Source organism: Flavobacterium resistens (assembly GCF_900182645.1).
In the GTDB taxonomy this organism is placed as follows: domain Bacteria; phylum Bacteroidota; class Bacteroidia; order Flavobacteriales; family Flavobacteriaceae; genus Flavobacterium; species Flavobacterium resistens.
The window spans coordinates 310,966-333,068 of record NZ_FXTA01000005.1 but is presented as its reverse complement, the minus strand read 5'-3'; the positions used below and the strand labels follow the sequence as shown (position 1 = coordinate 333,068).

Here is a 22,103-nt window from a genome sequence, read left to right as displayed (position 1 = left end):
TTTAGTTAGTCTTAAATTCCTTAGATTTGATAAATTATTATTTTATAGAATTATTCCCGATTATATTATGTCAAAAATAGCTACATTAGAAGTAGATGGTAAAAAAATTGAACTTCCGGTTATCACAGGGAGTGAAAATGAATCAGCTATCGATATTAACAAATTACGTGATTTAACAGGTATTATTACAATCGACCCAGGTTATAAAAACTCTGGATCTTGTACAAGTGAAATTACTTTCTTAGACGGAGAATTAGGAATCTTACGTTACAGAGGATATTCAATTGAAGATTTAGCTGAAAAGGCTAGTTTTTTAGAGGTGTCTTATCTTTTGATTTTTGGAGAACTGCCAACAGCTGCAGAATTAGAAAACTTTGAAAATGGTATTAAAAAACATTCGTTAGTTAACGAAGAAATGAAAAATATCATTGATGGTTTCCCAAAAACAGCACATCCAATGGGTGTTTTGTCAGCTTTGACAAGCGCTTTAACTGCTTTCAACCCAAAAGCAGTAAATGTGGATAACGAAAAAGAAATGTATGAGGCAATTTGCAAAACAATGGCTAAGTTTTTAGTTATTGCAACTTGGACGTACAGAAAATCAATGGGGTATCCGTTGAATTATTATGACAACACAAAAGGATATGTTGAGAACTTTATGCAATTGATGTTTCAATTGCCTACGGGACCATACAGTGCAAATCCTGTTGTTGTCGATGCATTGGATAAATTATTTATTCTTCACGCAGATCACGAACAAAACTGTTCAACTTCAACAGTAAGAATGGTTGGTTCATCTCACGCTGGTTTATTTGCTTCAATCTCTTCTGGAGTTTCTGCTCTTTGGGGACCTCTTCACGGAGGAGCAAACCAGGCTGTACTTGAAATGTTGGAAGAAATCAACAAAGACGGTGGAGATACTGATAAATTCTTGGCGAAAGCAAAAGATAAAAATGATCCATTCCGTTTAATGGGATTCGGACACAGAGTTTATAAAAACTTTGATCCAAGAGCAAAAATCATCAAAAAAGCAGCTAAAGAAGTTTTAGAAACGTTAGGTGTTGAAGATCCAATTTTAGATATTGCTAGAAAATTAGAAACAGCAGCTCTTGAAGATGAATACTTCAAATCTAGAAACTTATATCCAAACGTTGATTTCTACTCAGGAATTATTTATAGAGCGTTAGGAATTCCAACAGATATGTTTACAGTAATGTTTGCTATCGGAAGATTGCCAGGATGGATCGCACAATGGAAAGAAATGCGTGAAAACAAAGAGCCAATTGGAAGACCAAGACAAATTTACACAGGGCATCCATTAAGAGAATTTAAGCCTAACAAATAAAAAATAGAAAGCTTCACTTACATGTGAAGCTTTTTTTATCTTTGCTCAAAATATAATAAAGTTATGTTGCAATTAAATGTAAAGAACGAAACGTCAAGACTGCGGGCCGTAGTTTTGGGTTCAGCCGTTCATAATGGGCCAACTCCAACCTTAGAGGAAGCTTATGACCCTAAGTCATTGGAACATATTAAAGCAGGAACCTATCCGATCGAAAAAGACATGGTTGTTGAAATGGAAGCTTTTAATTCTGTTTTTCAAAAGTATGACGTTAAAGTCTATCGTCCGGAAATGATTGAGAACTACAATCAGATTTTTGCTCGAGATATTGGATTTGTAATTGATGATGTTTTTGTAAAATCGAATATACTGCCTGACCGTGAACGTGAGCTAGACGCAATTCAATATGTAATAGATCAAATCGAACCTCTAAAAGTTGTTCGCCCACCTGAAGAAGTTCATATTGAAGGAGGCGATGTTATGCTTTGGAATGATCACATTTTTATAGGGACTTACAAAGGAAGTGATTATAAAGATTATATAACCGCAAGAACTAACATGCATGGGGTTAATTATATTAAAGAGCTATTTCCAAATAAAATTGTAAAAGAATTTGATCTGGTTAAATCTAAGTTAGAAGCCAGAGATAATGCATTGCATTTAGACTGTTGTTTTCAGCCAGTAGGCGAAAATAAAGGAATTATCTACAAAAGAGGTTTCCGTGAAGAAGCGGATTATTTATATTTAGTGAATCTTTTTGGAAAAGAAAATTTGTTTCATATCGAAAGAAATGAAATGTACAATATGTTTTCAAATGTGTTTTCAATTGATAAAAATGTTGTGGTTTCGGAGAAAAATTTCACACGCTTAAATAACTGGCTTCGTGCTAATGGTTTTACAGTCGAAGAAATTCCGTATGCCGAAATTGCAAAACAAGAGGGATTATTAAGATGTTCAACACTTCCTTTAATTAGAGACTAAATAATTGTTTCAGGTTTCAAGTTTTTACAGAACGTGAAACTTGAAACCTGAAACAAAAAAAACATAAAAGATGAGACAGACAACAAATGCAATCGTGATGATTCGGCCTGTTGCATTCAGAATGAATGAACAGACTGCCGTAAATAATTATTACCAAAAAGTATTAGACGGACTTTTACCAAGTACCGTAAATGCCAAAGCACAGCAGGAATTTGATGCTTTTGTTGAAAAACTTAGAGCGGTTGGAGTAGATGTTACTGTTATCGAAGACACTTTGGAAACAGATACTCCTGATAGTATTTTTCCAAATAACTGGGTTTCATTTCATGAAAATGGAGATGTAGCACTTTATCCAATGTTTGCTGAAAATAGACGTAAGGAGCGTCGCGAGGATATTTTGGATACTTTGGAAGAAAAAGGTTTCGAAATATCAAATATAATGGATTATACTTCTGCTGAAGATGATGGTTATTTTTTAGAAGGAACAGGAAGTCTGCTTTTAGATCGTGCTAATGCAAAAGCGTATTGCGCTTTGTCGCCTCGTGCTGATGAAGAATTATTTATTGAATTCTGTGAAGATTTTGATTATGCTCCTGTAATTTTTGAAGCTTTTCAGACTGTTGACGGAGAACGAAAACTCATTTATCATACAAATGTGATGATGTGTTTGGGCGAAACTTTTGCAGTTATTTGTGCAGATTGCATCGATGATAAAAAAGAGCGCAAAATGGTTCTGGATAATTTGAAAGATGATAAAAAAGAAATCATTTTAATTACAGAAGATCAGGTAAATAATTTTGCTGGAAATATGCTGGAAGTTAGAGGAACAAACGATAAAAAGTATATTGTTATGAGTGCATCGGCTCATCAAAGTTTAACTGCAAAGCAAATTGCACAATTAGAAAATCACGCCGAAATTTTAAGTTCGAGCTTGGATACAATTGAAGCTTGTGGCGGTGGAAGTGCACGTTGCATGATGGCTGAAGTTTTCTTGCCAAGGAATTAAAAACAGGTTTTTAAATAAAAAAAATGGGATAAAGCTTAAAGTTTTTTATCCCATTTTTTTTTATTTAAAAGAGTTTTCAGATTAAAAGTTTCCTTTAATAATATTTACAATAGAACTTACGATATATTGAATTCCGATAGAAATTACAATGAATCCAACTATTCGGGAAATTGCAACAATTCCAGATGCACCTAATATGCGGGCAAGGTAATGTGCGCTTTTTAGAATGGCAAAAATGCTGACTCCAATTGCTAAAATAGCAAGACATGAAACAATGATTTCATTCATTTCATGATGTTCCTGATAAAAAGCAATTAGTAATGAAATTGATCCTGGTCCAGCTAGCATAGGTATTGCTAATGGGGTTAATGCAATGTCATTTCTTTGCTGTGCATCGGTTTCAATTTTTTTATTGATTCCTCGTTTTTTATTAAATTTTCCCGAAAGCAATGAAAAGCCAGAATTCACAATTACAATTCCGCCTGCAATTCGAAGAGCATCAATGCTAATCCCAAAAAACGTCAAAACATATTGACCGATAAAAAAAGATACCAATAAAATAATAAAAACATTTATTGCGGTCCATAGAGAAATTCTGGAACGTTCTTTTTGCGAATCGTGTTGTGTTAATCCAACGAAAATCGGCACCGTGCCAATTGGGTTTAAAACGGAAAAAAGTGCAGCGAATAAGTAAATGAATAAATCCATAAAGTTTTGGTTAGTGAAGTAAAAGTAGTTATTTTTTTATATCGACAAATAAAATTGCGTTATGTTATTGTTTTTTAGAGTCAATATTCTGAATTGATAACACAAGCTAAGCTCATACTTTTTAACTACTTTTGCACTTTAAATTAAAAAGATGAAAAACAAAAAAACCTTGCTTCTAGGTGCTACAACAAAATCTGATCGTTATGCATTTAGAGCTATAAATATGCTTACCCAAAAAGGGCACACAGTATTGGCAATAGGTCAAAATACTGGAGAGGTGGCTGGTGTAAAAATTCATACAAAAGCTATTCCTGTCAAAAATATTGATACAGTAACTTTATATCTAAATCCGGCACGCCAGCGTGATTATTATAATTACATTATTGAAGCACAGCCTAAAAGAGTAATTTTTAATCCCGGAACAGAAAACCCTGAATTATATCAATTATTGGAATTAAATAATATTGAGGTCGAAGTTGCTTGTACGCTAGTTTTATTGGCTACAAACCAATATTAATTGAAAAAAAGCGTTTTTAAAACTTTCCAATTGTATTGGGAAGTTTTGTTTTTTATTGGCAGATAGAAACAAGGCAAATCCTTGTTTTTTTCAGAATTGAATTTAATTGTTTGAAAGATGTTGATACCGTTAAAAATGTTACTTTTGTCGTCATGGAATTTTCATCAAAATTAATAGAGAAAGCGGTTAATGAAATGTCGCAATTGCCTGGTATTGGTAAACGTACAGCTCTGCGATTAGTTCTTCATTTGCTTAAACAGCCAAAGGAGCAAACAGGCTTTTTGTCTCAGGCACTTTTAAATATGCGTGAGGATATTAAATTTTGCGAAAATTGCCATAACATTTCAGATACAAAAGTGTGTGAAATATGCGCCAATTCATCTAGAAACCATCAGACTATTTGTGTTGTTGAGGATATTCGTGATGTTATGGCTATTGAAAATACAGGTCAGTACAAAGGGATTTATCATGTGTTGGGAGGAAAAATTTCTCCAATAGAAGGAGTTGGCCCAAGTCAGTTGAATATTTCAACTTTGGTCGAAAAAGTCAAATCCGGAAAAGTTGTCGAAATCATTTTTGCATTAAGTTCAACCATGGAAGGTGATACGACCAATTTTTATATCTATAAACAAATTGCAGAATTTCAAATTATAATTTCTACGATTGCAAGAGGAATATCAGTAGGAGACGAATTGGAATATGCTGATGAAGTTACTCTTGGTAGAAGTATTTTACATCGTGTTCCATTTGAAAAAACATTCAAAAACAATTAAATAAAACCCCAAATGAAATATAGATTTCCCGAAGATTAATTGGAAAAGCTATATTTGCGATAAAATTTTAACAATGACAAAAAATAGTTTTTATATCCTGTTGCTGATTAGTATGCTTTTTACTTCATGTATTCCTATAAAAGATTTAGTATATCTGCAGGATAAAAATCCTTCTGAAGAATCAAATACTGTTGTAGCAGTTGAAACTAAGCCTTACAGACTTCAGGTTAATGATGTTTTAAGTATTAATTTAAAAGCTATAGACCCTAAATTAATTGCAATTTTTAATAAAACAGAAGGCGGATCTTTAACAGGCGGAAAGTCTGAAGCCGGCTTGTATTTTGATGGATTTACAGTTGATGATCATGGGAATATTCGAATTCCAATTTTAGGTGAGATAAATGTTATTGGTTATACTCTGGAAGAGGTTCGAGTGAAAATTGAGAAAAAATTGCTTGAGGAATATTTTAAAGCAGATGCCAATATATTTGTAACGGTAAAATTAGCTGGTTTTAGATATACAATAAATGGAGAGGTTGGAAGTACAGGTACAAAAACACTGTTTCAAGAGCATGTAAATATCATGGAGGCTGTTGCAAATGCAGGGGATATTACTACCGTTGGAGATAGAAAATCAGTTACAATAATACGTCAAAGCCCTACGGGAGTGCAAATGAATGATATTGATCTTACTGATGTGAATGTCATGAAATCTCCATATTATTACTTACAGCCCAATGATTATATTTATGTTAAGCCATTGAGACAAAAAACATGGGGAACTGGGCAAACAGGAATACAGTCAATAGGTACAATTATTACCTTGTTATCATTGGCAACAACAGTGTATTTAATTATAAAATAACGATCAAAACTAAAAACTAGACTCAGGAAATGTTAGATATAAAAGATTTATCGATTTTTGAAAACCATTCAAGTTTTGATTTTAAAGGTTTGTTGCTGAAAATTATTAGCTATTGGAAATGGTTTTTAGTGAGTTTAATTATTGCTTTTACTATTGCATATCAGGTAAATATTCGTAAAGAAAAAATTTATGGAATGCAGACTTTAATTTCAATTAAAGAAGAAAGTAATCCTTTTTTCACCTCAAATACAAGCTTAGTTTTTAATTGGGGAGGAATTTCAGATCAGGTAAATGGAATAACAACAATATTACAGTCGAGATCTCATAATGAATTAGTAGTTAATAAGCTTCAGTATTATATTGATTACTTAACTATGGGGGAATACAGTTTAATTGATTCTTATGGTAGTGTGCCATTCTATGTTGATATCGATAAATCTAGAGGGCAGCTTGCAAATACCTTGATAAAAATTAAATTTATCAGTGCAAATGTATATGAGATACATATTCCTTTTGAGAATAATTCAGTTTCATTGATTAATTATGCTGAAAATTCATATTCTAAAACAGCCGTTCAGCCTGTAGAATTTGTAAAAAGATACAAAGTTGGTGAACGTGTTTCTTTGCCTTTTTTAAATTGGGAATTACAAATTAATGATAATCCAGGTTTGTATACTGGAAACGAGTATTTTGTTAAATTCAATGATTTTGATGGAACAGTTTCCCGTTACAAAGGCATAAGTGTGGGTTCTGATGATAAAGGAGGGTCAATTTTGACCTTGGCAATGCAAGGAACAAACAAAGCGAGACTTGTTGAATACCTTAATTCAACAGTAAAAATGTTGATGAAATATCAATTGGATGGTAAAAATCAATTTGCAAACAATACCATTAAATTTATTGATAGTACTCTTGTTGCTATGGAGTTGCAATTAAAACAAACAGGGAATGAATTAAAATCGTTTAGAAAAGATAAAAATATATATGAAATAGAAGATGGAGGGGCGAAGGTTACTGACAAAATAATGAATTTTGATGTTGAAAAAGATCAGATCGCCAGAAAAATTACGTATTACAATTCACTAAAATCATATTTAAATAATAGTGTAGATTATTCGAGATTACCTGCTCCATCAGTTGCAGGAATTGAGGATCCGAATATTGCGACAAATATTTCAAGGCTAATTGCACTTTCAACTCAAAGGTCAGAAATGGCATATGCCGTTAAAAGCGATAAGATTTTTAAGGACTTTGATAATCAAATGGAGGCACTTAAAAGCGTTTTGCTTGAAAATATTGTTTCTGCAAAAGCAGCTCTAGTTTATGATTTATCTTTAGTAAATGCTAAAATAGGCGAAGCAGAAAGTACAGTTAAAAGGTTGCCAGAAGAGCAACAGGAATTATTGAAGATAAAAAGAAAATATGATTTAAATGACAATATTTATACAACATTTCTTCAAAAACGAAACGAAGCAGAAATTGTAAAAGCTTCTAATCTATCTGATATTCATTTTATTGATCCGGCTAAGGAAATAAGTGGCGTATTGGTAGGACCCAAAACTTCTGTTAATTATATATTAGCGCTGTTTTTAGGAATATTGATTCCATTATTAGTTGTTTTAACAATTTTGTTTATTAATAATTCTATTCAAAATACTGAGGAGCTTACAAAGTTGAGCCAAATACCAATAATTGGTGTAATCGGTGTAAATAAAGAGGGAGTAAATCTTGCTGTTTTCGACAAACCTAAATCGGCACTTTCTGAAGCTTTTAGGGCAATTCGATCTTCATTGCAATTTTTGTATAAAAAACAGCAGGTAAGCGGTTCAAAGACTTTAATGATAACTTCATCAATAAGTGGTGAAGGAAAAACATTCTGTTCTATAAATATTGCAACAGTTTTTGCATTGAGTGAAAAGAAAACGGTTATTGTAGGTTTAGATTTAAGAAAACCAAGATTAGCTGATGAGTTTAATTTAACTACTCAGACAGGAGTTGTCAATTATTTAATTAGACAAAATAGTTTGAGCGAAATTACGAATTCTACAGAGGTTCCTAATCTTGATGTTATTCTTTCTGGACCAATTCCCCCAAATCCATCAGAATTAATTTTGAGCGAGGCGATGAAAGAATTAATTGAAGAATTAAAAAATAAATACGATTATATCATTTTGGATACACCTCCTGTAGGCTTAGTTTCTGATGCATTAGAATTATCTCAGTACTCAGACGTAACTTTGTATATCGTGAGACAGAATTATACTAAAAAAGATATGATAACATTGTTGAATACCAGAGTTAAGAGAGGTGAACTAAGCAATGCAAGTATTGTTTTCAATGGATATGAAAACAAAGCAAAGTATGGTTCGGCTTATGGTTATGGATATGGCTATGGTTATGGAGATTATTCTAGCGGATATCTGGATGAGGAGAAAAAGAAGAAGTCAATAAAAACTTTTCTAAATAAATTGAAGAAATAAATTTGATTCAAATGGAAACATCAATTCAAAGAACTATTTTAATTACAGGAGGCGCGGGATTTATTGGCTCAAATTTGTGTGAATATTTTCTGAAACTTGGAGATAAAGTAGTTTGTCTAGATAATTTTTCAACTGGACATCGTCATAATTTGGATAGTTTCATTGAAGATTCAAATTTTGAATTAATTGAAGGTGATATTCGCAATTTAAGAGATTGTATTTTAGCCGTGAAAGGGGTCGATTATGTTTTGCACCAAGCGGCATTAGGTTCTGTTCCCCGTTCAATAAATGATCCAATAACCACAAATGATGTAAATGTTTCGGGTTTTTTAAATATGCTGGTAGCATCCAGAGACGAAAAAGTTAAACGTTTTATCTACGCTGCAAGTTCGTCAACATATGGAGATTCTAAGGAATTGCCTAAAGTTGAAGATGTTATAGGAAAACCATTATCACCATACGCCATAACTAAATATGTGAATGAATTGTATGCTGAAATTTTTAGTAAAACATACGGTTTAGAAACTATTGGCTTACGATATTTCAATGTTTTTGGTCAGAGGCAAGACCCGGAAGGAGCTTATGCAGCAGTAATTCCAAAGTTTGTAAAACAGTTGATGAAATATGAAAGCCCCATTATAAATGGTGATGGAAATTATTCGAGGGATTTTACCTATATCGAAAATGTAATTCAGATGAATGACTTGGCGATTAAAATCCAAAATACAGAGGCTACTAATACAGTTTACAATACAGCATTTGGAGAACGTAATACATTGAATGATTTGGTAGAATGTTTAAAAGAATACCTTTCAGAATATGATTCAAAAATTGCTGATGTTAAAATTATTTACGGAGAAAACAGAACAGGAGATATTCCACATTCGTTGGCAAGTATCGATAAGGCCAAAAGTATGCTAGGTTATGATCCAAAATATTCTTTACAAGATGGTTTGAAGGAAGCGGTAAACTGGTATTGGAATAATTTAAAATAAAAATAGACTAAGTTAATAGTATAATAAATGAAAGTTACAAAAATTTGTTGCATAGGTGCTGGTTATGTTGGAGGTCCAACTATGGCAGTGATTGCTCAAAAGTGTCCGCATATTCAAGTGACAGTTGTCGATTTGAACGAACAAAGAATTAAAGACTGGAATGATCCAGATACTAATAATATTCCGATTTATGAGCCAGGTTTGTCAGAAATTGTAGCCGAAGCTAGAGGAAGAAATCTTTTCTTTTCGACAGATGTTGAAAAAGCAATTGATGAAGCACAAGTAATTTTTATTTCAGTTAATACTCCAACGAAAACTTACGGAAAAGGCAAAGGTATGGCAGCTGATTTAAAATACATTGAATTATGTGCCAGACAAATTGCAAAAGTAGCTAAGGAAAATAAGATAGTTGTAGAAAAATCTACTTTACCTGTAAGAACAGCCGAAGCTATAAAAAGTATTTTAGATAATACAGGAAATGGTGTGCAATTTCAGATTTTGTCTAACCCAGAGTTTTTAGCAGAAGGAACTGCCGTAACAGATTTGTTAAATCCAGACAGGATTTTAATAGGTGGAGATACAACTCCAGAGGGTGAATCGGCAATAAATGCTTTAGTTGATGTTTATGCGAACTGGGTCGATAAAAGTAAAATTTTAACAACAAATGTTTGGTCTTCAGAATTATCGAAGCTTACGGCAAATGCATTTTTAGCACAAAGAATTTCTTCAATAAATGCAATGTCTGAATTATGCGAAAAGACTGGAGCTGATGTAAATGAAGTTGCAAAAGCGATTGGAATGGACAGTCGAATTGGGCCAAAGTTTTTAAAAGCTTCAGTTGGATTTGGAGGTTCTTGTTTTCAAAAAGACATTTTAAATTTAGTTTATATTGCGAAATCATATGGATTAAATGAAGTGGCTGATTATTGGGAACAAGTAATCATTATGAATGATCATCAGAAAAGAAGATTTTCTAGTAAAATAGTTCAGACTTTATATAACACTGTTGCTGATAAGAAAATAACATTTTTAGGTTGGGCTTTCAAAAAAGATACAAATGATACCCGTGAATCAGCTGCAATTTACGTTGCTGATGATTTAATTAATGAGCAAGCTTGTATCTCGGTATATGATCCTAAAGTATCAGAAAGCAAAATGTTGAATGATTTGGATTATTTACAAACAAGATCAAGTGAAGAAAATAATAAAGCGTTAACTGTATTTGATGATCCTTATGAGGCTTGTAAAGGTGCACATGCGATTTCAATCTTGACCGAATGGGATGAGTTTATTAGTTATGATTGGCAGAAAATATATGATTCTATGCATAAGCCTGCATTTTTATTTGATGGAAGAAATATACTAAATGCAAAAGAACTTGAAAGTATTGGGTTTGTTTATAAAGGAATTGGTTCTTAATTGAGAATTGATATTGAAGTAAAATTTAATATAAAGTTAATGAGGAGATAAATGTTGTAGGTTTTATTTCAATAAATTAGAATTATGAATTGGTACGTACTTTATACGAAACCCAAATGGGAAAAAAAAGTTGCTGAAAGACTTACACAGATTGGTGTGGAATGTTATTGTCCTTTGATTACGCAAATCAAGCAATGGTCTGATCGAAAGAAAAAAGTCGAAGTACCACTTTTTAATTCATATGTATTTGTACAGCTTTCCGAAATAGATCGAAATTCGGTTTTTAATATTCCCGGTGTTGTAAGATATTTGTTTTGGCTTGGAAAACCTGCGGTTGTTCGTGATGAAGAAATAAATATAATAAAATCAAGTCTAAAAGCTACAAACGTCAGTGATATTTCGGTATCTTCAATTCAAGTAGGAGACAGGATAAAATTAGATTCAGGAGCTTTTACTAATCAAGATGCAATTGTTCAGGAAGTTTCAAAAACACATTATATTTTGGTATTAGAGTCTTTGGGTTGTGTTCTCAAGATAAAATATAAGTGATTTTAGTTAAAAAAAATAAAAACAGAAGATAAAAAAGCTCAGATTTGAGGTTTTATTTTCTGTTTTTTTTATAATGTATTTTTTTACAGGCTGATAGATAACGAGTTGACAATTTTAGAATTTTTCTTATTTTTTGTTTTATTCGTATTACGGGAAACCGTATTGAATAAATTGATTGAATGTGCTATATTTGCCCAGATTATACTTTTTTAGTAAACCAAGCATATTAATGGGACTTGGAATGGCGAAGCCATGTGCTGTAATGATTAAAGCTAATATTTTTTAAATGAACGAAGACATAAAAATAGCTGTTATAGGTTTAGGTTATGTTGGTCTCCCTTTGGCAAGATTATTTGCTACAAAATATCCAGTTGTAGGTTTTGATATTAATAAAGCGAGGGTAGAGAACTTAAAATCTGGAATAGATTCTACTCTGGAGGTTGATCAATATGATTTACAAAAAGTATTAGTTGATAAACCTAATTCACAAATTGGACTGTATTGTACAAGTTCTTCAACAGATATTGCTGATTGTAATTATTTTATAATTACAGTTCCAACTCCTGTTGATAGAAACAACCGCCCTGATTTAACTCCGTTATACAAATCAAGTGAAACAGTTGGAAAAATATTAAAAAAAGGTGATATTGTTATTTATGAATCAACTGTTTATCCAGGTGTTACTGAAGAGCAATGTGTGCCAGTTTTAGAAAACGTTTCAGGACTTAAATTAAATATTGATTTTTATGCGGGATATTCCCCTGAGAGAATTAACCCCGGAGACAAGGAGCACACTGTCGAAAAAATTTTAAAAGTAACTTCTGGTTCAACGCCGGAAATTGGTTTGAAAGTAGATGCTCTTTATAAATCTGTAATTACTGCAGGTACGCATTTAGCTCCAACAATAAAAGTAGCAGAAGCAGCGAAAGTTATTGAAAACTCTCAAAGAGATATTAATATTGCTTTTGTAAATGAGTTGGCTAAAATATTCAATTTAATGAATATTGATACTCAGGAAGTATTAGCGGCGGCAGCCACGAAATGGAATTTCTTGCCTTTTAAACCAGGCTTAGTCGGAGGACATTGTATTGGCGTAGATCCCTATTATTTAGCTCAAAGAGCCCAAGAATTTGGATATCACCCTGAAATAATTTTGGCGGGAAGACGTTTAAATGATAGTATGGGGGAATATATTGCTTCGCAAGTAGTAAAACTGATGATAAAAAAAGGTATTTCTGTTAATGGAGCTAATCTTTTAATGTTGGGCATAACCTTTAAAGAAAATTGTCCAGATGTCAGAAATACTAAAATTGTTGATGTTATAAAATCATTGACAGAATATGGAATATCAGTAACAGTATTTGACCCTTTAGCTAATATTAAAGAGGTACATGAAGAATATGAATTACAAACTGTAAATTCAATTCCAAAAGAAAAATTTGATGCAATAGTCTTAGGCGTTGCGCACACTGAATTTTTAGGATTAAATTTTTCAGAATTGCAAAAAGAAAATAGTTTATTATACGATGTAAAAGGAGTTTTAGGAGCTATAGCTGACAACAGATTATAGTTTTTGAGATTCTTTTTTTTTATTTATAGATAATGAGTACAAAAAAATCAATTACACATGTAATTTTAACTGGAGGAGTAGGATCAAGATTATGGCCACTTTCACGTAAAAGTCAGCCAAAACAATACTTGGAAATATTTGAAGGAAAATCACTTTTTGAAATGACTGTAAATCGAAATAGTCATTTGGTAAATAAAGTTATGGTTGTTGGAAATGTTGACAATCATCATTTAAGTGGGAAAGTAATGGACAAAACTAATACATCGTATTTAAATATTGTCGAAGCAACTCCTAGAAATACTGCAGCTGCAATTGCTTTTGCAGCATTCGCATCGGAACCAGATGATATTTTAGTTATTACTCCATCAGATCATATTATTGGCCAAATGGAAAATTATAATGAAGCTATAAATGAAGCAGTTTCAAAAGCCAATGAAGGTTTTATTGTGACTTTCGGAGTTATTCCAACCAAACCTGAAACGGGATATGGTTACATAGAAGCCAAAGGAGATAAGGTAATTTCTTTTCGTGAAAAACCGAATGAAACAACAGCAAAAGAATTTATAGCAAAAGGTAATTTCCTGTGGAATAGTGGTATGTTTTGTTTTAAGGCAAGTGTTCTTTTGGAAGAATTAAAGCAATTTCAACCAGATGTTTATGAAAAATCTAAAGTGGTTTGGGAAGCAAATAAAGATGGGGTTTTAGATTTAAATTTATCCATGGAAATTCCTTCTATTAGTATTGACTACGCTGTAATGGAACGAAGCAGAAAAATTAAGGTTGTTCCTGCTTCATTTGCTTGGTCGGATTTAGGATCGTTTGAATCTGTTTATGATTATTTGATTTCCAAAGGACATCCAACAGATAAAAATGGAAACATGGTAATTGGATGTGATAAGCACACAACTTTCCTTGGATTAAAAAATACGATTTTCGTACATACAGATTCTGCTAATTTGATTTTGCAGAAAGAAAACTCACAAGATGTAAAAGATATTTACAGCGAATTAGAAAAACAAAATTCTGAATTACTAAATTAAAATTAAAATGAAAAAAATTCTTATCACTGGCGGTGCTGGTTTTATTGGGTCACATGTAGTTAGACGTTTTGTGAATAAATATCCAGAATATCAAATTTTTAATTTAGATGCATTAACTTATGCTGGAAATCTTGAGAATATTAAAGATATCGAAAATCAGCCTAATTATAATTTTCTAAAAGGAGATATAGTTGATGCCAATTTTATAGATGAACTTTTTTCTCAACATAAATTTGATGGTGTTTTGCATTTAGCTGCAGAATCTCATGTTGATCGTTCGATTGAAGATCCACTTGCATTTGTTAAAACAAATGTAATTGGAACAATGAATTTGCTAAATGCAGCAAAAAATCAATGGAAAGGTAATTTTGAAGGAAAAAGGTTTTATCATATTAGTACAGATGAAGTATATGGTTCTCTTGGCGCTGAGGGATTATTTACAGAAACAACGCCCTATGATCCAAATTCTCCATATTCTGCGTCAAAAGCAAGTTCAGATCATTTCGTGAGAGCATATGGCGAAACTTATGGATTACCTTATGTTTTAACAAATTGTTCAAATAATTATGGATCATACCACTTTCCTGAAAAATTAATTCCGCTTTTTATAAATAATATCATAAACAATAAGTCTCTACCAGTTTATGGAGATGGTAATTATACGCGTGATTGGCTTTTTGTGGAAGATCATGCTATTGCAATAGATTTAGTTTTTCATGAGGGTAAAAATCATGAAACTTATAACATTGGAGGATTTAACGAATGGAAAAACATTGATTTGGTTAAATTATTATGCCAGATTATGGATGGCAAACTTGAAAGAGAAAAAGGAACTTCTGAAAAGCTAATTACTTATGTAAAAGACAGGCCGGGTCATGATTTACGTTATGCGATTGATGCATCAAAAATCAATAAAGAACTAGGTTGGAAACCATCCGTTACTTTTGAGGAAGGTTTAGAAAAGACTATTAATTGGTATTTAAATAATGAGGAGTGGCTGAAAAATGTCACATCAGGATCTTATAAAGATTATTATAAAAAACAATATTCATAATCTAAAAATTTATTTTAACGATATATAAAGTTAAAACTATAGCCGAATGAAAAAGATAACTTACGTTCTTACATTATTTTTTATTTTATTAATGTCTTTCAATGGACATGCTCAGGATTTGCTTAAGTCTAAAGATTTAAGTACCATAAAAGTTGATTATTTGTCAGATGATGATTTGGCAAAAATTAGTGCTCAATTAAAAAGTAATAATGCCACTCTTGATCAGATTGAACCAGCGGTTTTGTCTAAAGGAATGACTCAAACAGAGTTTAATAAATTAAGGATCAAGTTAACAGAATACGAAAAGAAGAATGCTAAAGATTCTAAAAAAGGTACTGACAACGAAAATAAATTAAAGAAAAATGACAAAGATTCAGAGTTTGGTAGGAAACAAGAAAAAATCAAAAATGATAAAGTAAAAGATTCACTGAATGCATTAATTTTTGGTTCTGAATTATTTGATAATCCAACATTAAATTTTGAACCAGATTTGAAATTAGCAACTCCAATTAATTATGTTTTAGGACCTGGGGATGAATTACAAGTTAGTGTCTTTGGAGTTCAGGAGTATAATGCAAGTATTCCAGTTAGTGTTGAAGGAAAAGTTACTATTGATTATGTGGGGCAAATTGCAGTTTCAGGTATGTCAATTGAAGCAGCAACTCAAAAAATAAAAGCCGCTATCTCTCGTGTTTACAGCACGGTAAGATCTGGTCAATCTCAAGTTAGTGTCAGTTTGAGTGGAATAAGAACGATTAAAATTACAATTGTTGGTGGAAAGCAGCCAGGTAATTATTCGATTTCATCATTAGCTACAGTGTATAATGCATTACATTTAGCTGGAGGTCCAGGAAAAAACGGAAGTTATCGAAATATTGAATTACTACGAAATAATAAAGTTTATAGAAATATTGATATTTATAAATTTTTGGTTAAAGGAGATCAATCGGATAATATTACATTAAAAGATAATGATGTTATTAGAATTCCTTCTTATACCAATAGAGTTGTAGTAGAGGGAGAAGTAAAGCGTCCTGGTATTTTCGAAATGAAGAAAGGAGAAAAATTTTCCGATTTATTAAATTTTGCTTCAGGATTTAATGAGTTTGCTTATACTGCATCTGTAAATGTTTTGCAAAAAACAGGAAAAGAATTTAAAGTTCAAGATATCAATGAAAGTGAATATAGTACCTATATACCACAATCAGGGGATGTTTTTAAAGTAACTAAGATTTTAAATCGTTTTGAGAATCGTATCAAAATTGAAGGAGCTGTCTTTAGACCAGATTATTATTCTTATAATGAAGGAATGCGAATTTCTGATCTTATAACTAGAGCAGAAGGATTAAAAGAAGATGCATACACAAAGAGAGCAAGAATTATTCGCTTAAAGACTGATTTAACTACAGAAATTGTAAATGTCGATTTAGCAAGTGCGTTATCAGGAGATTTAAATGCTGATATTGAATTAAAGAGAGAAGATATTGTAACGGTGTATTCAATTTTGGATTTTAGAGAGGAGTATAAAGTTACTATCGATGGAGAAGTTAAAAACCCTGGAGAATATGAATATTTTGAAAATTTGACTTTAAATGATTTAGTTGTTCAGGTAGGTGGACTGACCGGTTCAGCTTCTAAAAGAGTGGAAATTGCAAGAATGGTAAAATCAGATGTAATTGATGATGCTGATCCGAAACGTATAGAATTAGTTGAACTCGAAATTACTGCAGATAATAATGAACAGATTAAAAACTTTGTGCTAAAACCTTTTGATGTTATTAATATTCGTAAAATGGCAGTTTATGAAAAACCTCAAATGGTAACAGTAAGTGGGGCAGTTGGTTATCCAGGGAAATATGTTTTGGCTAATAAAAAAGAAACTGTTTATAATGTAGTTATGCGTGCGGGTGGATTGACATCCATAGCAAATTTGGATGGTATGAAAATTAAGAGACCAATTAAACAAGAGCAAATTGAAAAAATCGAAAGTGTTGATTTGAATTTGGCTAAAAATGATACTCTTAAGGAAAAACTCTCTAAAAAATTAAAAGAAGATTTAAAGTATGCTACTATTCCAGTTAATTGGGAGAAAATAGTTAAAGATAAAAATCACTATTCCAATGTAACTTTGTTTCCTGGAGATGAAATTGAAGTTGCTGTTTATAATGAAGGTGTTAAAGTTACAGGTAATGTACTGTTAACTTCTGAAATTCCATATAGAAATGGAAAAAGCTTTAGATATTATATAAATGCCGTTGGTGGTGTAGATAATAAAGGATGGAAGAAAAAAGCTTACATAATCTATCCAAACGGTAAAGCATCAGTTACACAATCATTCCTGTTTTTTAGATCATATCCAAAAGTTGAGCCAGATTCGCAAATTGTAGTTCCAGAAAAGCCTGAAACTAAAAAGATGAGTACTGGTGAATGGGTTAGTATTGGTAGTGTTTTGACTAGTTTAGCATTATTAATTGTTACAGCATTTAAATAAATTTTTGATGGATAATAAAAATATACCTAGTGATGAAATTTCTTTAAAAGATTTACTATCGAAAGCGCAAGAGTGGATTGCTTATTTGCTTTCTCAATGGAAAATTATATTATGTGCCGGAATAATTGGTGCGGGAATAGGTTTAACGTATGCAATTTTAAAAAAGCCCGTGTACACTGCCACATTGTCTTTTGCCTTAGAGGATGATAAGTCTGCAAGTGGCGGTTTGGGAGGAGCTTTAGGTCTGGCGAGTTCATTTGGGCTGGATTTAGGTGGAAGTGGTGGAGGAATATTTACAGGCTCTAATTTGACAGAGTTGTTTAAATCCCGAACAATGGTAGAGAAGACTTTGATGACTCCAGTAACGGTAAATGGAAAAGTAATCTCATTGGCAGAGATGTATATTCAAAATAATGAATGGAGGGACAAATGGAGTAATAATCCAAAATTTAAAAATTTGCAATTTTTACCTGAAAGTAATCGCAAGTATTTTACCCGGGCACATGATAGTATTTTAGGAATAATATATCAAAATTTGTCTAAGAGTTCTTTATCTGTAGCACAAAAAGATAAGAAAATTGCGATCATATCGATGGATGTATCATCAAATAACGAATTGTTTTCTTTTTATTTTTGCGAGGCTCTTGCAAAACAAGTAGGTAAATTTTATGTAGAGACGAAAAGTAAAAAAGCTCGCATGAATATGGAAATTTTGGAACATCAGGTTGATTCTATAAGAAGTGAACTCAATGGAGCTATTACTGGAGTAGCTGTAGCTAACGATAATACTTTTAATCTTAATCCTGCACTTAACGTACGTCGTGCACCTTCAGCTCGAAGACAAGTCGATGTTCAGGCTAATACAGCCATACTTACGGAATTAGTAAAACAATCTGAATTAGCAAAAGTTACTTTGAGAAAAGAAACACCTTTAATACAAATTATTGATAGACCTATTTTGCCTTTATTAAAACAAAGTTTTGGGAAAGCAAAAGGAATTGTAATTGGTTGTTTTTTGGGTTTTTTTCTAGGTACTATATTTTTAGTCTTTAAAAGATTGATTGCATTATTAATGTGATTCTTTTAATATTTAATGATAAAAAGCATATTATAAATTAACATAATTAAAAAACATAGGATGTTTAAAGATAAAGTTTTATTAATAACTGGAGGCACAGGTTCATTTGGTAATGCGATGCTTAAAGGTTTTTTAAATTCTGATTTGAAAGAAATTAGAATTTTCTCAAGAGACGAGAAAAAGCAAGAAGATATGCGAATCGAATACAAAAATGATAAGCTAAATTTTGTTATAGGTGATATAAGAGATTTTAAGAGTATAAACGCAGCAATGGATGGTGTTAACTTTGTTTTTCATGCAGCAGCTTTGAAACAAGTTCCTTCTTGTGAGTTTTATCCTATGCAAGCTGTGCAGACTAATATTTTAGGTGCAGAAAATGTGTTAGAAGCAGCTGCTCAGAATAATGTAGAGCGAGTAGTTGTTTTAAGTACAGATAAAGCAGTTTATCCTATAAATGCAATGGGGATTTCAAAAGCATTTATGGAAAAATTAGCTGTTTCTAAGGCAAGAGATTCTAGAGTTAAAAGGATTGAAGCCATATATACAGCAACTAGATATGGAAATGTTATGTGCTCTAGAGGTTCTATTATTCCTTTATTTATTAAACAAATAAAAGAAGGTTTACCATTAACAGTAACGAATCCAAAAATGACTCGATTTATGATGTCTTTGGATGATTCTGTAGAATTAGTGATGTTTGCATTCACAAATGGTAATCCGGGAGATATTTTTGTGCAAAAATCACCAGGAGCTACTATTGAAACTTTAGCAATAGCTTTAAAAGAAATTTTTAACGTAAATAATGAAATTAATATAATTGGAGAAAGACATTCAGAGAAAATGTATGAAACACTTTGTTCAAAAGAAGAAATGTCTAAAGCTGAAGATATCGGTAGATTCTACAGAATTCCTGCCGATTTTAGAGATCTTAATTATACAAAATATGTAAAAGAAGATGGACCTAAATTGCTTGATGAGGAATATAATTCAGATAATACAGAAAGATTAAATGTAGAGAATCTGAAAAAATTATTACTTACTCTAGATTATGTGAGAGACGAATTAGCTTCATTTAAAAAATAATATATGTTACCACTAATAAAAACGAATATACCAGCTAAGTCACAATTGATGCCAAAACTTGAAGAAGTGCTTTATAGTGGTTATGTGGCTCAAGGTGATGTTGTAGAAGAGTTTGAAAGAAAATTTGAAAATTATATAGGTGGGGGAAATACACTTTCTTTAAATTCTGGAACAGCTGCTCTTCATATTGCATTAATTTTAGCCGGTGTCAAACAAGGAGACGAAGTTATTAGCACAGCTTTGACTGCAGAGCCAACTAATGTGGCAATAAAAATGGTTGGAGCAAAAGTAAGATGGGCTGATGTTGATTTATCTACAGGCAATATTTCACCTGAATCTATTGAAAAGGCTATAAATTCTAATACTAAAGCAATTATTGTAGTTGATTATGCTGGGATTCCTGTGAATGTAAGTAAAATTCAAGAAATTTCTAAAAAATATAACATTCCGGTAATCGAAGATGCAGCCCATGCTTTAGGTGCTAAATTTAGAGGAAAGAGAACAGGAAACCATTTTCCTTTTACTATTTATTCTTTTCAAGCTATAAAACACTTAACAACTATAGATGGGGGCGCTTTACAAATTCTTGATAATAATTTGTATAATAAAGGTAAAATTATTAGATGGTTTGGATTAGATAAAAATATATCAAGACTAGAAAATGATATTCAAATTCAAGGATATAAATATCATATGAATAATGTAAATGCCGCTATTGGAATTGTTCAACTTGAAAATATCGAATCGATAGTTCAAAAATATATTGAAAATGGAAAATATCTTGATGAAAATTTGAAAGGTATAGATGGAGTTGAGCTTATTGAATACTACCCAGACACAGAACCATCTTATTGGTTATATACCTTAAAAGTAAAAAATAGAGATGCATTTGTAAAAATGATGGCTGAAAACGGAATTATGGCTTCTGAACTTCATAAAAGAAATGATTTACATACCTATTTAAATGATTTTCCAGCTGACTTGCCAAATTTGGATAATTTTTATCAAAATATGGTGCACATTCCTTGTGGTTGGTGGGTTACAAAAGAGGATTGTGACAAGATGATTGAATTAATGAAAAAAGGGTGGTAATGATTCCAATCTACAAACCTTATATGCCAGATAATTTACTACCAGATATAGAAAAAATTCTATATTCAGGGAATTTGGCTTATGGAAAATATGGAAAGTTATTTGAGCAAGCTTTAGCTGATTATACAGGTAATTTAAATATTTTAACTGTTAGTTCTTATAACCACGCAATGCAAATTGTTTTATCTACGTTAGGATTACAACAAGGAGATGAGATAATAGCTTCACCTGTTAGTTGCTTAGCATCCAATCAGCCTTTTGTAGTGAAAAATTTAAAAATAGTCTGGGCTGATGTTAATCCTGAAACAGGAAGCATGTGTCCTGAAGATGTAAAAAAAAGAATTACTTCAAAAACTAAGGCAATATTTCATAATCATTTTTGCGGTTACTTAGGGCAAATAGATGAAATTAGAAAAATTGGAATTGAACATAATTTAATTGTAGTTGATGATTGTATTGAAGCGTTTGGTTCAGAATTTAATGGCAAGAAAATGGGTAGTAATGAATCTGACATTGCAGTATTTTCTTTTCAAACAGTTAGATTACCAAATACAATAGATGGAGCTGCAATATCTTTTAAGAATCAAAATCTTTATGAAAAAGCGAAGATGATTAGAGATTATGGGATCGATAGAAGTAAATTTAGAGATGTTAATGGAGAAATAAGTGCAGAATGCGATATTGAGGTGGAGGGTTATGGTGCACTTATGAGTGAGATAAATTCGCTAATTGGGATAAAGCAAATGAATGATATTGACGATCTTTTAAAAAAGCAAAGGCAAAATGCCATAGTCTGGAATGAAAGAATAGCCGAAAGTAAACAAATTGTTCCCTTGAATTTAAATAAAGAAACAAATCCTAATTTTTGGGTTTATGGTGTTTTATGCGAAGATAAAAAACTGGCATTAGAAGAATTTAGGAAGAAAGGTTGGTATGCAACAGGAGTTCATATAAATAACAATATTTATTCAGTTTTTAAAAATAGTGAAAAATTAATTGGGGTTTCAAAATTTATGAATCAATTCTTAGCATTGCCATGTGGCTGGTGGGTGCAATAAAA

19 protein-coding genes are annotated in these 22,103 nt (G+C 31.7%); 18 read left to right on the top strand and 1 reads right to left on the bottom strand.

Annotation, left to right across the window (positions count from 1 at the left end; translation table 11 throughout):
- Positions 1-67: 67 nt before the first annotated feature.
- From FN795_RS18515 to ctlX, 3 genes are all read left to right on the top strand, one after another.
- The gene (locus tag FN795_RS18515; protein WP_142452005.1) at positions 68-1,345 is read left to right on the top strand and encodes a citrate synthase; all 1,278 of its coding nucleotides are present in this window, start codon (positions 68-70) and stop codon (positions 1,343-1,345) included.
- A 63-nt stretch (positions 1,346-1,408) separates the two neighbouring features.
- Positions 1,409-2,323, top strand: a complete 915-nt coding sequence (locus tag FN795_RS18510) for a dimethylarginine dimethylaminohydrolase family protein (RefSeq protein WP_035650437.1) — start codon at positions 1,409-1,411, stop codon at positions 2,321-2,323.
- 70 nt (positions 2,324-2,393) lie between these two features.
- Positions 2,394-3,329 carry a citrulline utilization hydrolase CtlX gene (gene ctlX / locus FN795_RS18505; RefSeq protein ID WP_142452004.1) on the top strand — a complete coding sequence of 312 codons (936 nt, stop codon included), beginning with the start codon at positions 2,394-2,396 and terminating at the stop codon, positions 3,327-3,329.
- An 81-nt stretch (positions 3,330-3,410) separates the two neighbouring features.
- On the opposite strand, the gene FN795_RS18500 is transcribed toward ctlX, so the two are convergent.
- On the bottom strand, positions 3,411-4,037 hold the full coding sequence (locus tag FN795_RS18500; protein WP_142452003.1) for a MarC family NAAT transporter: 627 nt from the start codon (positions 4,035-4,037) through the stop codon (positions 3,411-3,413).
- 151 nt (positions 4,038-4,188) lie between these two features.
- Here FN795_RS18500 and FN795_RS18495 point away from each other — a divergent pair, with 151 nt between their 5' ends.
- The 15 genes from FN795_RS18495 to FN795_RS18425 all read left to right on the top strand — a co-directional run bounded on the left by FN795_RS18495 (position 4,189) and on the right by FN795_RS18425 (position 22,101).
- Complete coding sequence (locus FN795_RS18495) at positions 4,189-4,554, top strand: CoA-binding protein (protein ID WP_142452002.1); 366 nt, start codon at positions 4,189-4,191, stop codon at positions 4,552-4,554.
- Between the two features lie 152 nt (positions 4,555-4,706).
- Positions 4,707-5,327: a recombination mediator RecR gene (recR, locus tag FN795_RS18490; RefSeq protein WP_142452001.1), complete on the top strand. Its 621-nt coding sequence runs from the start codon at positions 4,707-4,709 to the stop codon at positions 5,325-5,327.
- A 73-nt stretch (positions 5,328-5,400) separates the two neighbouring features.
- Positions 5,401-6,192: a polysaccharide biosynthesis/export family protein gene (locus FN795_RS18485; protein WP_142452000.1), complete on the top strand. Its 792-nt coding sequence runs from the start codon at positions 5,401-5,403 to the stop codon at positions 6,190-6,192.
- A gap of 29 nt (positions 6,193-6,221) precedes the next feature.
- The gene (locus tag FN795_RS18480; RefSeq protein ID WP_142451999.1) at positions 6,222-8,672 is read left to right on the top strand and encodes a polysaccharide biosynthesis tyrosine autokinase; all 2,451 of its coding nucleotides are present in this window, start codon (positions 6,222-6,224) and stop codon (positions 8,670-8,672) included.
- 11 nt (positions 8,673-8,683) lie between these two features.
- Positions 8,684-9,667 carry an SDR family oxidoreductase gene (locus FN795_RS18475; RefSeq protein WP_142451998.1) on the top strand — a complete coding sequence of 328 codons (984 nt, stop codon included), beginning with the start codon at positions 8,684-8,686 and terminating at the stop codon, positions 9,665-9,667.
- Between the two features lie 27 nt (positions 9,668-9,694).
- Positions 9,695-11,086, top strand: a complete 1,392-nt coding sequence (locus FN795_RS18470; RefSeq protein WP_142451997.1) for a UDP-glucose 6-dehydrogenase — start codon at positions 9,695-9,697, stop codon at positions 11,084-11,086.
- Positions 11,087-11,170: 84 nt separating this feature from the next.
- Positions 11,171-11,635, top strand: coding sequence for a UpxY family transcription antiterminator (locus tag FN795_RS18465; protein ID WP_142451996.1), 465 nt, complete (start codon positions 11,171-11,173; stop codon positions 11,633-11,635).
- Positions 11,636-11,921: 286 nt separating this feature from the next.
- Positions 11,922-13,205, top strand: a complete 1,284-nt coding sequence (locus FN795_RS18460; RefSeq protein ID WP_154275332.1) for a nucleotide sugar dehydrogenase — start codon at positions 11,922-11,924, stop codon at positions 13,203-13,205.
- Between the two features lie 32 nt (positions 13,206-13,237).
- Entirely contained in the window at positions 13,238-14,245 is a 1,008-nt protein-coding gene (locus FN795_RS18455; RefSeq protein WP_142451995.1) for a mannose-1-phosphate guanylyltransferase, read from the top strand.
- Positions 14,246-14,252: 7 nt separating this feature from the next.
- Entirely contained in the window at positions 14,253-15,299 is a 1,047-nt protein-coding gene (rfbB, locus tag FN795_RS18450) for a dTDP-glucose 4,6-dehydratase (RefSeq protein WP_142451994.1), read from the top strand.
- Positions 15,300-15,345: 46 nt separating this feature from the next.
- Complete coding sequence (locus tag FN795_RS18445; RefSeq protein WP_142451993.1) at positions 15,346-17,790, top strand: SLBB domain-containing protein; 2,445 nt, start codon at positions 15,346-15,348, stop codon at positions 17,788-17,790.
- A 7-nt stretch (positions 17,791-17,797) separates the two neighbouring features.
- The gene (locus tag FN795_RS18440; RefSeq protein ID WP_142451992.1) at positions 17,798-18,868 is read left to right on the top strand and encodes a Wzz/FepE/Etk N-terminal domain-containing protein; all 1,071 of its coding nucleotides are present in this window, start codon (positions 17,798-17,800) and stop codon (positions 18,866-18,868) included.
- A gap of 60 nt (positions 18,869-18,928) precedes the next feature.
- Positions 18,929-19,951 carry a polysaccharide biosynthesis protein gene (locus tag FN795_RS18435; RefSeq protein WP_142451991.1) on the top strand — a complete coding sequence of 341 codons (1,023 nt, stop codon included), beginning with the start codon at positions 18,929-18,931 and terminating at the stop codon, positions 19,949-19,951.
- 3 nt (positions 19,952-19,954) lie between these two features.
- Positions 19,955-21,043: a DegT/DnrJ/EryC1/StrS family aminotransferase gene (locus FN795_RS18430; protein WP_142451990.1), complete on the top strand. Its 1,089-nt coding sequence runs from the start codon at positions 19,955-19,957 to the stop codon at positions 21,041-21,043.
- Positions 21,043-22,101 (top strand): DegT/DnrJ/EryC1/StrS family aminotransferase, encoded by a 1,059-nt coding sequence (locus FN795_RS18425; RefSeq protein ID WP_142451989.1) that lies wholly within the window; start codon positions 21,043-21,045, stop codon positions 22,099-22,101. The genes FN795_RS18430 and FN795_RS18425 overlap by 1 nt, the downstream gene beginning before the upstream one ends.
- Positions 22,102-22,103 lie beyond the last annotated feature (2 nt).

What these genes read in the sequence shown, in the direction of transcription:
- FN795_RS18515 (WP_142452005.1), top strand. Translation starts at nt 68, where the DNA reads ATGTCAAAAATAGCTACATTAGAAGTAGATGGTAAAAAAATTGAACTT.
- FN795_RS18510 (WP_035650437.1), top strand. Translation starts at nt 1,409, where the DNA reads ATGTTGCAATTAAATGTAAAGAACGAAACGTCAAGACTGCGGGCCGTA.
- ctlX (WP_142452004.1), top strand. Translation starts at nt 2,394, where the DNA reads ATGAGACAGACAACAAATGCAATCGTGATGATTCGGCCTGTTGCATTC.
- FN795_RS18500 (WP_142452003.1), bottom strand. Translation starts at nt 4,037, where the DNA reads ATGGATTTATTCATTTACTTATTCGCTGCACTTTTTTCCGTTTTAAAC.
- FN795_RS18495 (WP_142452002.1), top strand. Translation starts at nt 4,189, where the DNA reads ATGAAAAACAAAAAAACCTTGCTTCTAGGTGCTACAACAAAATCTGAT.
- recR (WP_142452001.1), top strand. Translation starts at nt 4,707, where the DNA reads ATGGAATTTTCATCAAAATTAATAGAGAAAGCGGTTAATGAAATGTCG.
- FN795_RS18485 (WP_142452000.1), top strand. Translation starts at nt 5,401, where the DNA reads ATGACAAAAAATAGTTTTTATATCCTGTTGCTGATTAGTATGCTTTTT.
- FN795_RS18480 (WP_142451999.1), top strand. Translation starts at nt 6,222, where the DNA reads ATGTTAGATATAAAAGATTTATCGATTTTTGAAAACCATTCAAGTTTT.
- FN795_RS18475 (WP_142451998.1), top strand. Translation starts at nt 8,684, where the DNA reads ATGGAAACATCAATTCAAAGAACTATTTTAATTACAGGAGGCGCGGGA.
- FN795_RS18470 (WP_142451997.1), top strand. Translation starts at nt 9,695, where the DNA reads ATGAAAGTTACAAAAATTTGTTGCATAGGTGCTGGTTATGTTGGAGGT.
- FN795_RS18465 (WP_142451996.1), top strand. Translation starts at nt 11,171, where the DNA reads ATGAATTGGTACGTACTTTATACGAAACCCAAATGGGAAAAAAAAGTT.
- FN795_RS18460 (WP_154275332.1), top strand. Translation starts at nt 11,922, where the DNA reads ATGAACGAAGACATAAAAATAGCTGTTATAGGTTTAGGTTATGTTGGT.
- FN795_RS18455 (WP_142451995.1), top strand. Translation starts at nt 13,238, where the DNA reads ATGAGTACAAAAAAATCAATTACACATGTAATTTTAACTGGAGGAGTA.
- rfbB (WP_142451994.1), top strand. Translation starts at nt 14,253, where the DNA reads ATGAAAAAAATTCTTATCACTGGCGGTGCTGGTTTTATTGGGTCACAT.
- FN795_RS18445 (WP_142451993.1), top strand. Translation starts at nt 15,346, where the DNA reads ATGAAAAAGATAACTTACGTTCTTACATTATTTTTTATTTTATTAATG.
- FN795_RS18440 (WP_142451992.1), top strand. Translation starts at nt 17,798, where the DNA reads ATGGATAATAAAAATATACCTAGTGATGAAATTTCTTTAAAAGATTTA.
- FN795_RS18435 (WP_142451991.1), top strand. Translation starts at nt 18,929, where the DNA reads ATGTTTAAAGATAAAGTTTTATTAATAACTGGAGGCACAGGTTCATTT.
- FN795_RS18430 (WP_142451990.1), top strand. Translation starts at nt 19,955, where the DNA reads ATGTTACCACTAATAAAAACGAATATACCAGCTAAGTCACAATTGATG.
- FN795_RS18425 (WP_142451989.1), top strand. Translation starts at nt 21,043, where the DNA reads ATGATTCCAATCTACAAACCTTATATGCCAGATAATTTACTACCAGAT.